Source organism: Geminicoccus flavidas (genome assembly GCF_009806515.1).
Lineage (GTDB): Bacteria > Pseudomonadota > Alphaproteobacteria > Geminicoccales > Geminicoccaceae > Geminicoccus > Geminicoccus flavidus.
In genome coordinates, this window is sequence record NZ_WUJP01000533.1 from 1 (window position 1) to 13,432 (window position 13,432).

The following is a 13,432-nucleotide window of genomic DNA, read 5'->3' on the forward strand; positions in this document are numbered from 1 at the left end:
GCCTGCGAGCCCGGCCAGCGGAACTTCCGGCCGGTTTCCCGGCAGATCGTGGCATAGACGGCGAGCGTCGTGCCGAGGTTCATCGCGTTGCCGACCGCCTTGCCGATCACGGTGTGCGGGCGATGGACGCTCCAGGTGAAGCCCTGGCGTTCCGCCGCGGCGTACACCTCGTCTTCCTGCGCGTAGTAGAAGTTCTCGACGTCCAGGCGCGGCATCTCCTCGCGCAGGGGCGTCTCGGGCATCCGCCCGGCTTTCACGTAAGAGTCGAATGGCCCCAGATAATGCTTGAGCCCGGTCACCAGCGCCACGTGGCGGACCGAGTTACGTGGGGCCAGTGCCGCCAGTACGTTGCGCACCATCGCAGCGTTGACCCGGATATTCTCCGCTTCCGTCGCGTTGCGCATCCAGGTGGCGAGGAAGACGTGGCTAGGTGCCACCCCCGCCAGCGCCGCGCCCAGGCTCGCCGGGTCGAGCAGGTCGGCCGCCACCGGCCGCAGGCCCTCAGGCTCGGTCGCAGGCCGCCGCGCCAGGCCATGAACGGCCCAGCCCTCAGCCAGCAGCCGCCTGGCCAGAGCGCTGCCGATGATGCCGCTGGCACCGACCACCAGTGCTGTGCCGCTCATGTGCGATCCTTTCCTGAATCCTCTGCCTGCCAAGGTAGGCGCATCGCTCTCTCCGAGCTAGAAGGCACCCGGAAGGGACATAGCCACCAGAAGGTTACCGTCGGATGCCGACCGTCACTGCCGACAAGCAGATGGTCTTCGAGCAGGACTGCGCGCCGCGCCGCGTGCTGGAACTGTTCACGGTGAAGTGGACCAGCATGGTGCTCCATGCCCTGCAGCACCTGCCCGGCCGCACCGCGCGGACCAGCGCCCTGCAGCGCAGCCTGCCCGGGATCTCCAAGAAGATGCTGGTGCAGACCCTGCGCGACATGGAGCAGCGCGGCCTGGTGGCACGCCGGGTCTATGACGTCGTGCCGCCCAAGGTGGAGTACACGCTCACACCGCTGGGCGTGCGCTTCGCCGAGCCGATCGAGATGCTGTACCTGTGGGGCGAGCAGAACAAGGAGGCGCTCGACCAGTTGCAGGCCGCCGCGTCCGGCGGGCCATGCGCGGCCGTTCCCACTGCTAATCAAACCCACTAAGAAGCCTGCCAGCCAAGCGTCGTCCGGACCGTCCATGCCCGTCGAGAACGCGCCCTCCATCGTCGCCCTGATCCCCGCCCGCAGCGGCTCGAAGCGGGTGGCCGACAAGAACATCCGCCCGCTCCTGGGGCATCCGGCGATGGCCTACACGATCGCGGCGGCGCGCGCGTCGGGCGTGTTCGACAAGGTGTGCGTATCGACCGACAGCGGCGACTATGCGGCGATCGCCCGGCACTACGGGGCCGAGGTCGTCATGCGGCCGCCCGAGATGGCCGGCGACCGCTCGCCGGACATCGAGTGGGTTGAGCATGCGCTGGGTGAGTTGGAGCCGTTCGACTGCTTCTCGATCCTGCGCCCGACCTCGCCGTTCCGGCAGCCGGAGACGATCCAGCGGGCCTGGACCCAGTTCCTGGTGGAACGGGAGCAGTTCGACAGCCTGCGGGCGGTACAGAAGTGCCGGGAGCATCCGGGGAAGATGTGGGTGATCCGCGGCAACCGCATGTCGCCGCTCCTCCCCTTCGGCCCGCCCGAGCAGCCCTGGCACAGCTCGCAATACCCGACCCTGCCCGAGATCTACGTGCAGAACGCCAGCCTGGAGATCGCCTGGAGCCGGGTGGTGCGGAACGGCCGCACCATTGCCGGGAACAGCTTCATGCCGTTCCTCACGCAGGGCTTCGAGGGCGTAGACCTGAACGATCCCGAAGACTGGTTCTACGCGCTCTACATCATCGAGCATGAGGGCGCGAAGCTGCCGGATATCGACCGGCCGCCGCCGCAGCTCGGCAATGCCTGAAGCGATCCAATCCGCCCTCCCCTCCGTATTCCCCTTCATGGAAGCAGCGTCTCATGGGTGAACTGACCGGCAACGCCGTCGAGGGCACGCTCTACTGGGTGGCGCCCGACGAGTTCGCGCGGATCCGCAGCCTTGCCATGCCGGCCGTGGCGCGCGCCCGGCTGTTCGCCGACCTGGCGCGGCTGAACGTGCTCTACATGATCGCCCGGGCGGGCTCGGGCCATATCGGCAGCTCGTTCAGCTCGATGGAGCTGGTCACTTGGCTGCATCTGGAGGAGATGCGGGACGGCGATATCTACTTCTCCTCCAAGGGCCACGACGCGCCCGGCCTTTATGCGGTACTGACCGCATTGGGGCGGCTCCCTGCCGATCTGATGCACCGCTTCCGCAAGCTGGGCGGCCTGCCCGGCCACCCGGACGTCGGCACGCCCGGCATGGTCGCCAACACCGGCTCGCTCGGCATGGGCATCTCCAAGGCCAAGGGCATGGTGTTCGCCAATCGGCTGAAGGGCGGCAAGTGCCCACGCATCTTCGTGATGCTGGGCGACGGCGAGCTGCAGGAGGGCCAGATCTGGGAGAGCCTGGTCTCGGCAGCGAACCGCGGCTACGACGAGATCACGGCGATCGTCGACCACAACAAACTGCAGTCCGACACGTTCGTGCAGCAGGTCTCCGATCTAGGCGACCTGGAGGCGAAGTTCCGCGCGTTCGGCTGGCACGTGGTCCGGGTGGACGGCCATGACCTGCAGGCGATCGTGGCCGCCCTGGACGCGATCCGCGGAGTGAAGAAGCCGAAGCTGGTGATCGCCGACACGATCAAGGGCAAGGGCGTCTCCTTCATGGAGCACGTCGCCATGGAGAGCGACGCCGAGCTCTACCGCTTCCATTCCGGCGCCCCGCATTCGGCCGACTACACCCGCGCCGCCCAGGAGATCATGGACCGGGTCAACCGGATCCTGCGCGAGGCGCGGCAGACCGAGCTGACACTGGAAACGGTCGAGCGGCCGGTGACCGCACCCCCGGCCCAGGCACCCGAGCGGCTGATCCCCGCCTATTCCGAGGCACTGCTGAAGGCCGCGGCCGAGGATAGGCGGGTCGTGGCGCTGGATGCCGACCTGATGCTCGACTGCGGCCTGATCCCGTTCAAGGCGAAGTTCCCTGAGCGTTTCGTCGAGTGCGGCATCGCCGAGATGGACATGGTGAGCCAGGCGGGCGCCATGGCGCGCAAGGGCCTGGTCCCGGTCTGCCACAGCTTCGCCTGCTTCCTGGCGACGCGCGCCAACGAGCAGATCTACAACAACGCCACCGAGCGCTCGAAGATCGTCTATCTGGCAGCACTGGCGGGCCTGCTCCCGGGCGGGCCCGGCCATTCCCATCAGTCGGTGCGGGACATCGCGGCCCTGGCCGGCACGCCCGGCCTGACGCTGGTGCAGCCCTCCTGTGCTGCCGAGGTGGAGCCGCTCGTGCGCTGGGCGCTGCAGGCTAACGAGGGCAGCACCTATCTGCGCTTCGTCTCGATCCCGGTGCCGGTTCCTTATGCCCTGCCAGCGAACTACCGGGTGGCGCCCGGAAAGGGTTGGATCGCGAAGGAGACGGGCACGGATCTGGTCGTGACCGCCTACGGCCCGACCATGGCGACCGAGGCCTGGCATGCGCTGGACCAAGTGGGCGGCGGCCGGCTGGTCATCCTGCCTTGGCTGAACTGGGTCGATCCCGCCTGGCTCGCAGAGGTCACGGGCGGTGCCAACACGGTGGTGACGGTCGACGACCACTATATCGAAGGCGGGCAGGGCGTGATGCTGGGGGCCGCCCTGCAGGAGCAGCACTTCGGGGGCCGGGTCCTGCATCTGGGCGTCGATCGTATCCCTTCCTGCGGCGCCAATGACGAGGTGCTGGCCGATCACGGAATGGATGCCGCCGGGATCGCGCGGGCCATCGGTGGCTGAGCCGATCCGGCTCGGCCTGTTCGCGGGCTTCGATCCGAGCTGGGGCGGCGGGGAGAGCTTCCTCGCCAACCTGCTCACCGCCATCGGCAGGCGCCCGGAGCTCGAGGTGGTACTGTTCCACCCGCGCGACGCCGGGGAAACCCGGGTGGCGCGCTGGCGTGCACTGGGTGCGGCGCCCCGGCCGCTCGACCAGCTGACCCGCCACCACCCAGCCTGGTGGGCACGCAAGCTCGGCGAGCGGCTGGACCTGCCCTGGCTGGACGGATTCGGCCGGGTGCTGGCGGGTCGGGTCGACGCGACCTTCCTGCGCCCGCTGCCCTGCCGCGCACCGGTCGTGCCGAACCTGCACTGGATTCCCGACTTCCAGGAGCGGCACCTGCCGGAAATGTTCAGCGCAGCCGAGCGGCGCATCCGTGCCGCCGAGCACGAACGCTTCCTTTCCCGCTCTGCGCTGACCCTGGTGCAGACCGACGCCGCTGCCGAGGAACTGGCGGGCTGGTTCCCAATGCAGGCGGACCGGGCACGAGTTCTCCCGTTCGCGGTCACCATCCCCAGCCGCGCACTCATGGCCGACCCGGTGGCGCTGCTGGAACCGTTCGGCCTGCCCGAGCGGTTCGTCTACCTCCCGGGCCAGCTCTGGCGGCACAAGAACCACGGGCTGGTGGCCGAAGCCCTGGCGCGCGTGCCGGGTCTCACCGTGGTCTCCACCGGCCATCTGGTCGACTATCGGGCACCGGACCATGTGGTGGCGCTGCGCGCCAGGCTGGCCGAGCTGGGCGTGGAGCGGCGGTTCCGCCTGCTGGGGCCTGTACCGCTCGACATCGTGTTCGCCCTGCACCGTCGCGCGATGGCGCTGCTGAACCCCTCCCGCTTCGAGGGCTGGAGCACCACGGTGGAGGAGGCCAAGGCGCTGGGCCGGCCCCTGCTCCTGTCCGACATCCGCACCCACCGGGCCCAGGCAGCCCCGAATCGCGCGCGCTGGTTCGGCGTCGACGATGTGGACGGGCTGGCGCAGGTGCTGGCGGCGGTCCGCGACGAGGGTGTGCCTGGCCCGGATCCGATGGCCGAGGCCCAGGCACTCGATGCCTACGAGCTGGCGCGTGCGCGCTTTGCCCACGGCTTCGTGCGGATCGTCGCCGAAGCCGTGGGCCGGCCCCTGGTTACTCCGCCGCCTTCTGGATGAAGCCGAGATTGGCCTCGCGGATCTTCTTGGCGGCCTCGTCGTAGAGGAAGGGCAGGAAGGCGTAGCGCTTGCCGGCCGTGACCTGGCTCGCCTCGTGCAGGAGCGAGCAGGAGAACACCACGGCACCCCCGGTGGGTGCCCGGTAGGTACGGCGGCCGAACTCCGGGAAGCGCAGGTCGCCGCCCTCGTACTCCTCGGCGTTCAGGTTGATCGACACGGCGAAGCGCCGGTGCGCGGTGCCCTTTGTGGTGTTGTCGCGATGCGCGCGGAAATGTCCGCCTTCCTCGGCCGCATAGCAGGCCACGATGTAGCGCTCCATGCGGGTGACGTCGAACTGGTAGGCCTTCTTGATCTCCGGGATCACCCGCCGGCTGAACCTGGTCTGGATCGCGCGGACGAGTTGCTGGTCCTCGATCACCCAGTCGCTGCGAACCTTGTGGCTGCGGTCCTTCACCTCGACGGTCTTGCCGTCGACCTCGCGCATGAAGCCGCTCTCCCTGCCGCCACTGCGCTCGTAGCCCTGGATCAGCACCCGGCACAGCTCGGGCTCGAACACCTGCGGGATCACCATGACCGGCGCGTGCGCCAGCATCGGCGGCAGGGCGTCGGTGCGCGGCAGGCTCGCCATCAGGTCCAGCACCGCCTGGGCATGGCGCGCCGGGTCGCTCTCGCGGATCTCGGCAGCGATCTGCAGGCGCGGGCTGATCACGATCGTGACCAGATCGTTGCCAGTCAGGCCGAACTGCTGCGCCACCTGGCGATCCTGGTCCCACAACGCCCGCACGCCCGGCGTGCGCAGCGGCAGGCGGCCGCCGCTCTCATCGGCAGGATTGGGACTGACGAAGAACAGGCTGCCATGGCTGTCGTCGAACAGCAGCGATGCCGCCAGGGCTCGGGCAAGTGCCGCCCCTGCCGGCTCATCCATGCCGCCGATGAAGGTGAGGATCAGCCAGCGGCCGGCGATCGTGTCGATCTTCAGGGCGGGCGAGTTGGAAGAACGCGCCGTGAAGAGGGGGCAGGGGTCGCCGATCGCCATGGCGGCTCACATCCTTTCTCGTGCTCGGTCTGGGATGCTTGCTTACAGATTGTCCATGTACTGTCAACCGCAGGTGGTTTACGGCATGGCCCTGTTCAGCGGAGGGCGATCCGTGCCGCCTGGACATCATCGCGCACACCGGAGCGGGTCTGACGGCGGGCCAGGATCGCCACAATCAGCAGGAGGGTCGGCGGCACGATCAGTGGGTCGATCAGCCAGGCGAAGCCCGCCAGGCTGAAATAATAGGCTCGCAACCCATGGTTGAAGTCGGTGGCTGCCCTGCTGAAGTGGGCGGCGTAGATCCTGGCGAGCGGCGCGATCGCAGCGTCGGGCATGGGTGCCGGCGGTGCGGCGCCGATCAGGGCGATCATGTAGTTGTACTGGCGGATCGCCCAGGTGAACTTGAAGAAGCCGTAGATGAAGATCGTCAGGATCACGACGATCTTGAGCTGGGTCAGCCAGACGGTCGGCGGGTGCTCCAGCAGGAACTGGCCGAGCGTGGCCACGATCGTCTGCGCGTTGGCCAGCGCCCCGATGAGGGCGCCGATCACCAGCACGGTCGTGGAGGCGAAGAAGGACGCGCTGGACAGGACATGGCCGACCAAGGCGGCATCGGTGATGCGGTTTTCCCGCTTGAGCATCGACGCCATCCAGTCCTGGCGGATCTCGATCATCGCCTCGTTCAGCGTGATGCGGCGGCGGGCGACCAGGGCCAGGGCGTGGGGGTAGAGCAGCCAGCAGCCGATCAGGGCTAGGCAGGCGATGAGATCGGCCCAGCGCCCGGTGAACTGGATCACGTCCGCGGTCATGGGCTGGCGTCAGGCCGCAATGGCAGCAGGGACCCGGGCGCGAGGGATCAGGGTGGCGCGGATCACGGCGCTTCGCCGCCCGGCCAGTGGTCTGGTGCCTCGGGATCGATCATCTCGTAGTCGGCCCGATCCGCGACATAGATGTGCCGCTTGATCACAAGGCCGCTCGGCTGGTCGATCGAGCCGGCGCTGATCGAGACGTGCCGGCCATGGGCGGGCTTCCAGAACAGCGGCGAGCCGCACTGCCGGCAAAAGCCGCGCTCGGCCTGGGCGGAGGAGCGGTACCAGCCGAGCTGCGCGGTGCCGGTCACGGTCAGCCGGTCGGGTGCGGCGGCCGAGTAGGCGCCGAGATAGCCGTGTGCCCGCCGGCACTGGCCGCAATGGCAGATCGAGATCGCTTCGAGCGGCCCTTCCACGCGGTAGCGCACCGCACCGCACAGGCAGCCGCCACCGATCGTTCCTGCCGCCATGCCCCTGCTGGTCATTGCGTCGCCGTTCCTGGGTGCCCAGACTGTGCCGCAACCTTAGATCGACCGCCTCCGGAGGGCCAACCGTCATGACGCTCGTCCGCAAGACCTACGGAAAGGGGCGGGTGCGCGTGCTGCGCGTGCAGCGCCAGGTTCCGGGCCGGCCGGATGGCTGGCATGAGGTCCGCGAGGCCACGGTCAAGGCCATGGTGACCGGGGACTTCGCCGATACGTTCACCCATGCCGACAACTCGAAGTCGATTTGCACCGACACGATCAAGAACATCGTCAACGTCGTGGCGCGGGAGCACCTGGACTGGAGCAACGAGGCGTTCTGCGCGGCGATCGCGCGACGCCTCCTCCACCAGTACCCGATGCTCGACGGGGCGAATGTCACCAGCCAGGAGACGGTGTGGCGCCGCCTCATCACGGCCGGTCAGCCGCAGCCCCACGCCTTCACCCTGGACGGCAACGGCACGCCGTTCGCCCGCGCGACGATGACCCGCAGCTCGCTGCTCACCGAATCGGGCATCACCGGCTTCACCTTCATGAAGTCGACGGGCTCCGGCTGGGCCAACTTCGTGAAGGAGCCGTTCACGACGCTCAAGGAGACCGACGACCGCATCGCCGCCACCGCCATGGATGCGTCCTGGCGATGGCACAGCGTGCCGCCCGACTACGAGGCGGCGCGGGCCCGGATTCTCGACACCATGCTGGACGTGTTCGGTAGCACCTACAGCAAGAGCATCCAGGACAGCCTGTACCGGATGGGCAAGGCGGCCCTGAAGGCGGTGCCGGAGATCGAGGAGATCACGCTGGCCTGCCCGAACAAGCACTACCTGCTCGTGAATCTGGAGCCGTTCGGGCTGGACAACGGCAACCAGGTATTCACCGCGACCGACGAGCCGCATGGCCAGATCGAGTGCACGATCGGGCGGAACTGACAGCTCGAAGATCATGGCTCATGCGCAGGCGGCAGCCTCGTCGCGCCAGGACCATCGGGAGGCTTCATCGCAGGCAGGACCGGCCGGCTGGAGGACCCGGCGCCGGTAGCCTCCGCTCGGCGGTGGCCGCGGACATTTTCCGGGTGCGGCCTGTCCTCCCGGCTGTTCACCATGCGATTCAGCGTGGCCTCGGTCCCGGCGGCGCGGTGCCGATCAGCCAGTCGTCGGGCGGAGCGCCCGGCCGGAGGTGACTTCGCAGTCGATACCCAGGGGGCGCCAGGACGCGTTGTTCAGCACCATCTCGCAGCGGGCGAGCTGCCGCTTCCCGTTCACCTCCAGGCACACGACGTCGCCTTGCTCCGCGGTGCCGCCGGCATGGCGGCAGGGACAGGGGCGGTCGGCATGGCCGTGGGACGATCCCGGTGGCAGGCCCGCCAGCAGGACGGCCAGCCAGCTCAGGTGCAGGAAGCGCGTTCGGTTCATGCGCGGGCCGCCATCGCGCAACGGCCAGGACGGTCTGGCCAGCCGGCAGCATCGCATGTTTTCGCGAATCCGGTAAGCTCGTACCGTCGAGGCTGGGGCCGCCTCCGGCTGGCCCCGGTGCCAATCAGGGAGCAGGCCGATGTCCACCTACATCGCGCTGATGAACTACACCGACAAAGGCATGGCCAACATCACGGAGTCGCCCGCCCGGCTGGACAAGGCGCGGGCCCTCCTGCGTGAGATGGACGGCGACTTCCGCCAGGTGTTTCTCACCATGGGCGGCTACGACCTGATCGTGATCTATGACGCACCGGACGATGCCACCTCGGCGCGCTTCGTCCTGCGCCTGGGCATGCTGGGCTATGTGCGCACCAAGACGCTGAAGGCATTTCCGGAAGCCGCCTATCGCGAGATCATCGCGCATCTGGACGGCTGAACCAGCGGCCCGGCCGGAAAAACATCTCGCCGGGCCGCCCGCCCTGAGGCAGACGACCCGGCGAGCCGGACTGAAATTATCCGTCGAGTGGCAGCGGACGTCTTCGGCCGCCGCGGACTATGCAAGTGGAATTCATAATGGTGTGCATCGCGCAGACCTGGAGCGGCCAAATCGATGGTGATCGCATGAATAAAGACGACCCCAAACCGACAACCGCTTGTCTCCAGCTCCGATGCGATTCGTAACCACGCTCCGTTTCCGGGCCGGCACCTGAGTGTCGATGCCCACGCAGCGTCCGTACGTGAAAATGTTGACCTTTACCTGTACAAATTGACGCAGATACATTGCCACAGCGGCCGGTACGGCTACAACCTGAAATTGTGGTATATTCCTATTAATTTTTGGATCTTCCTGGAACTTCCAGCATCGACTCAGGCAGACCTGCAGATCTTCTCCTATAAGGTGAACTCGTGACTGCGTCACGATGGTGCTGCCGGGGCTTGCCAGGGCGATGCAGGGCCGTCATGCACCGGAGGTCAAATCGACCAGGCCCGCATTTTCGTCCTGGTCCACCGAATTCTTCGCCGTCCCGCGGGCCACACCGGCCAAGGGGAAAGGATACTCTATGTCGTACATAAAGAGCCCTGATGCCTTCGATGCCTCCGGCCGCCTTGGCGGCCGACGCAGCACGGAGGGCGGTGCCGCCCTCGACGAGCCGAACCTCCTGGAGCTGTGGCACGAACGTAACCGGCTGATCGGCCTGCTCAGGGCCATCGACGAGCAAGCGCAGCAGGACCTGCACGCCGTGCTGAGCCGGAGCTGGGACCAGCTCGACCAGCGGATCGTCACCACGGCCAGCCGCAGCGTCGATGACCTGCGGGGGAAGCTGGCATTCATGCGCTGGTGGCTGAGGGAGCCGGACGACAGCCAGCAGTACCAGCTCATGCTGAGCATCGTGGACGATGTCGAGCGGATGATCTTACCCGGCCTCGATCCGGACGAGGACCCACCGCACGAGGCATGAACCGTCGGCCGCCGGTTCAGACGAGCTTTTCCCCGTCGCGCATGATCGCGTCCACCGCCTCTGGATAGAATGCGATCAGGTCCTTGATCCGCGGGATCTCCGGGATCGGGTTGCGGTAGGTCCAGGCGACGTTCTCGTGGATCGTTCCGTCGATCACCACCGACCAGTAAGACGCCGTCCCCTTGTAGGGGCAGCGCGTCGTCCTGGGCGAGAAGGCCAGCAGGTCCAGGCGACAGTCGTCCGGGGGCAGGTAGTAGCGCACCGGGTGGTTGGTCTCGACCAGCACGAGCGGGCGGCGGCTGTCGGCCAGCACGATGCCCGCCAGCACCACCTGGATGTGCGCCGAGCTTTGCAGCGTGTCGATGCGGACCTGCGGATCGCGCGGATGCACGAACACCTCCTCGTCCTCCTCGAACCAGGCGTCCACCGCATTCCAGACGAAGGCGATGTGGTCCTTGAGCGGGGCCAGCGCCGGATCGGCCGGCTGCGGGTGGCTCCAGGCGGCGTCGCGCACCTCGCGGTCCGCGCTGGCCAAGTCGAAGCGCTCGATAGGGCCTGCCCGGCCGGGGCCGCCGCCCAGGCCGGTGGAGCGCAGATGCGCCGGCTTCACGTCGATCCGCGGGAAATAGTAGACCGGCAGGATGCCCTGGCCGCGCAAGATCAGGACATTGCGGCTGTCGGCCACGACCTTGCCGGCGAACACGGCCCGGACCCGCTTCTGGCAGGGCAGGACCATCAGGACACCGCTGCCCAGCTTGTCGTCGCCCAACATGGGAGCCTCCTTCAGCTGGCCCGGCCCGCGGCGAACCGGTTGGCCGGGCGAGGCAGGCCCAGCCGGCTGCGCAGCGTTCCGGGCGCATAGTCGGTATGGAAGATGCCCCGCCGCTGCAGTTCGGGCACGACCCGGGCCGCAAACAGGTCGAGGCCCTCGGGCAGGAGCGGGAACATCAGGTTGTAGCCGTCCGCCGCACCCGCAACGAACCATTCCTCGAGGCGGTCCGCAACGTCACTGGCGGTGCCCGAGACGGTGGCGACCGAGCCGGTATTGGCCATCTTGCGGCCGAGCTCGCGGATGGTGAGGCCCCGCCGCGCTGCGTCACGGATCAGGCCCAGCTTGGTGTGCCCCGACGCGAACCCGTCCTCGCCCGGCAGGTCGGGCAGCGGCCCGTCGATCGGGTAGCGGGACAGGTCGGTGCGGGTCCAGTAGGAGAGGAGATCGACCGCGACCCGGTCGAGCAGCAGGTCCTTCAGCGCTTCCGCCTTCTCCGCCGCCTCGTCCCGGCTATCGGCGACGATCGGCTGCAGGCCGGGCAGGATCTTCAGCTCCGAGGGTGCCCGGCCATGCTTCGCCAGGCGCTCGTTCATGTCGGCGCGGTAGGCCAGGCCCTCGTCGAGGCTGCGGAAGATGCCGAAATGGATGTCGGCATGGCGGGCGGCCAGTTCCTTGCCGTCATTGGACGAGCCGGCCTGAACCAGGACGGGATGGCCCTGCGGCGGCCGCGGGATGTTGAGGGGGCCGCGCACCTTGAAGAACGCGCCCTGGTGGTCGAGATGGTGGACCCTGGCCGGATCGGCAAAGCAGCCGCTCTGCTTGTCGATCAGGAGTGCCCCGTCCTCCCAGCTGTCCCAGAGAGCCTTCACCACGTCGACGGATTCGTGGGCGCGCTGATAGCGGGTACCGTGCTCGAGCTGACGGTCGCGACCGAAGTTCAGCGCCTCCTCGTCCATGGCGGAGGTGACGATGTTCCAGGCGGCCCGCCCGTGGCTGATGAAGTCGAGCGAGGCGAACTTGCGGGCAATGTGGAACGGCTCGTTATAGGTGGTGGACGCCGTGCCGATCAGCCCGATCTCGCTGGTCACCGCGGCCAAGGCCGACAGCAGGGTGAACATCTCCAGCCGGACATTGGCATAGTGCGCGATGCCGCTCGGCAGCTGGTCCCAGATCGCGACCTCGTCGGCCACGAACAGCACGTCCAGCTTCGCCCGCTCGGCGGTCTCGCACAGCCGGCGGTAGTAGGCGAGGTCGAGTATTTCCGCGCCCGGTGCGTGCGGATGCCGCCAGGCCACCCGGTGGTCGCCCTGCGGATTGAAGAAGAAAGCGCTCAGGATCATCGACTTGCTCGGTGCCATCGCTGGACGTCATCCCCGATCTTGAACCCGGCAGGAGAATGAGGCCGCCCAGTCCGATTATCACGGGGGTAGCGGCAGAAACCGGAGAGGCGGGCGATCAGGCCGTGCCGGCCGGCCGCCTGCTCCAGCCGCCGGCGATCGCCTGCACGAACGTCGCCGCCAGGATCAGCATGCCGCCCAGCAGTACCGCCGGCGGCGGCACCTCCGCCACGACCAGCCAGACCCACAAGGGTGAGAGGGCCAGTTCGGCCATGGCGACGAGCTGCAACTGAGCGGCCGGCATGTGCCGCGCACCGCGCGTGTAGCAGACCATGCCCAGGCCCAACTGGACCACGCCCATGATCACGCACAAGGCGAGGTCGCGGCCGGTGACGGCGAAGCTGGCGCCGATGCCCCCGGCACTGCCGAGCAGGACCACCAGTGCCAGCAGGGAGGAGATCACGCCGGAGGCCAGGCTGGCCGGCAGCATGTCGCCCTGCCGGCCCCGGCGCAGAAAAAAGCTCATGAGCGCGAAGCAAATGGCACTAGCCAGAGCCAGCAGATTGCCCAGGAACCGGTCGAAACTGACGGCACCCTCCACCATCACGGCGATGCCGGCCATGCCCATGATCATCGCGACCCAGGTGATGACCGGGATAGGCTCCTTCAGGAACATCCGGCCGAGCAGGGCGGTGACGAAGGGCGCTATCCCGGACATGAAGAGCGCGTTGGCGACCGTGACGGTCTCGAGCGACAGGATGAACAGGACCAGCGTGCCGCTGGAGGCGGCACCGGCCAGGAGCGCGTCCCAGCCAGCCTCGCGGATCGCGGCCAACAGCCGATGGCGATAGTGGAGCGCTAGCAGGGCCAGCATGGTGCCGGTGAGCGCGAGCGAGCGGTAGAAGATGATCTGCCAGCTCCCGGCCGCCTCCGTCAGCCGCACGAGCACGCCGGACAGGCTGAAGAAGCAGGTGGCCAGCACCACGAGCAGGACGCCCTGGCGATAGGCGGCGCTGTCCGGAACCGCCGCGAGCGCCGGGACGGCCTGCCGCCGGAGG

General features: G+C 68.1%; 15 protein-coding genes. 7 read left to right on the forward strand and 8 right to left on the reverse strand.

Annotated features, from left to right (window positions below; genetic code table 11):
* On the reverse strand, positions 1–623 hold a 623-nt coding region (locus EQG76_RS15000; RefSeq protein WP_159714855.1), incomplete at its 3' end, for an NAD-dependent epimerase/dehydratase family protein.
* Positions 624–727: 104 nt separating this feature from the next.
* Here EQG76_RS15000 and EQG76_RS15005 point away from each other — a divergent pair.
* The 4 genes from EQG76_RS15005 to EQG76_RS15020 are packed head-to-tail and all read left to right on the forward strand — an operon-like array spanning position 728 to position 5,066.
* Positions 728–1,144, forward strand: coding sequence for a winged helix-turn-helix transcriptional regulator (locus tag EQG76_RS15005; protein WP_159714857.1), 417 nt, complete (start codon positions 728–730; stop codon positions 1,142–1,144).
* Positions 1,145–1,178: 34 nt separating this feature from the next.
* On the forward strand, positions 1,179–1,937 hold the full coding sequence (locus tag EQG76_RS15010) for an acylneuraminate cytidylyltransferase family protein (RefSeq protein WP_159714859.1): 759 nt from the start codon (positions 1,179–1,181) through the stop codon (positions 1,935–1,937).
* Positions 1,938–1,990: 53 nt separating this feature from the next.
* Entirely contained in the window at positions 1,991–3,883 is a 1,893-nt protein-coding gene (locus tag EQG76_RS15015) for a 1-deoxy-D-xylulose-5-phosphate synthase N-terminal domain-containing protein (RefSeq protein WP_159714861.1), read from the forward strand.
* The gene (locus EQG76_RS15020; protein WP_159714863.1) at positions 3,876–5,066 is read left to right on the forward strand and encodes a glycosyltransferase; all 1,191 of its coding nucleotides are present in this window, start codon (positions 3,876–3,878) and stop codon (positions 5,064–5,066) included. The genes EQG76_RS15015 and EQG76_RS15020 overlap by 8 nt, the downstream gene beginning before the upstream one ends.
* On the opposite strand, the gene EQG76_RS15025 is transcribed toward EQG76_RS15020, so the two are convergent.
* The 3 genes from EQG76_RS15025 to EQG76_RS15035 form a co-directional block, all read right to left on the reverse strand.
* Positions 5,044–6,102, reverse strand: a complete 1,059-nt coding sequence (locus EQG76_RS15025) for a 2OG-Fe(II) oxygenase (protein WP_159714865.1) — start codon at positions 6,100–6,102, stop codon at positions 5,044–5,046. The genes EQG76_RS15020 and EQG76_RS15025 overlap by 23 nt on opposite strands.
* A gap of 95 nt (positions 6,103–6,197) precedes the next feature.
* Positions 6,198–6,911, reverse strand: coding sequence for a DUF599 domain-containing protein (locus EQG76_RS15030; RefSeq protein ID WP_159714867.1), 714 nt, complete (start codon positions 6,909–6,911; stop codon positions 6,198–6,200).
* A 62-nt stretch (positions 6,912–6,973) separates the two neighbouring features.
* Positions 6,974–7,396, reverse strand: a complete 423-nt coding sequence (locus EQG76_RS15035; protein ID WP_159714869.1) for a GFA family protein — start codon at positions 7,394–7,396, stop codon at positions 6,974–6,976.
* A 71-nt stretch (positions 7,397–7,467) separates the two neighbouring features.
* On the opposite strand from EQG76_RS15035, the gene pucL reads away from it, so the two are divergent.
* Entirely contained in the window at positions 7,468–8,322 is an 855-nt protein-coding gene (gene pucL / locus EQG76_RS15040; protein WP_159714870.1) for a factor-independent urate hydroxylase, read from the forward strand.
* Between the two features lie 213 nt (positions 8,323–8,535).
* Here pucL and EQG76_RS15045 read toward each other — a convergent pair whose 3' ends face one another.
* Positions 8,536–8,805 (reverse strand): hypothetical protein, encoded by a 270-nt coding sequence (locus EQG76_RS15045; RefSeq protein WP_159714871.1) that lies wholly within the window; start codon positions 8,803–8,805, stop codon positions 8,536–8,538.
* A 139-nt stretch (positions 8,806–8,944) separates the two neighbouring features.
* Between EQG76_RS15045 and EQG76_RS15050 the strand changes: the two genes are divergently transcribed.
* Positions 8,945–9,241: a GYD domain-containing protein gene (locus EQG76_RS15050; RefSeq protein WP_159714872.1), complete on the forward strand. Its 297-nt coding sequence runs from the start codon at positions 8,945–8,947 to the stop codon at positions 9,239–9,241.
* Positions 9,242–9,866: 625 nt separating this feature from the next.
* Positions 9,867–10,265 (forward strand): hypothetical protein, encoded by a 399-nt coding sequence (locus EQG76_RS15055; protein ID WP_159714873.1) that lies wholly within the window; start codon positions 9,867–9,869, stop codon positions 10,263–10,265.
* A gap of 16 nt (positions 10,266–10,281) precedes the next feature.
* Here EQG76_RS15055 and EQG76_RS15060 read toward each other — a convergent pair whose 3' ends face one another.
* The 3 genes from EQG76_RS15060 to EQG76_RS15070 form a co-directional block, all read right to left on the reverse strand.
* Positions 10,282–11,037 (reverse strand): DUF427 domain-containing protein, encoded by a 756-nt coding sequence (locus EQG76_RS15060; protein ID WP_159714874.1) that lies wholly within the window; start codon positions 11,035–11,037, stop codon positions 10,282–10,284.
* 11 nt (positions 11,038–11,048) lie between these two features.
* Positions 11,049–12,395 carry an LLM class flavin-dependent oxidoreductase gene (locus EQG76_RS15065; RefSeq protein ID WP_200840833.1) on the reverse strand — a complete coding sequence of 449 codons (1,347 nt, stop codon included), beginning with the start codon at positions 12,393–12,395 and terminating at the stop codon, positions 11,049–11,051.
* A 97-nt stretch (positions 12,396–12,492) separates the two neighbouring features.
* Positions 12,493–13,432 (reverse strand): DMT family transporter (locus tag EQG76_RS15070; protein WP_159714875.1); only part of this gene is annotated, 940 nt, incomplete at its 5' end.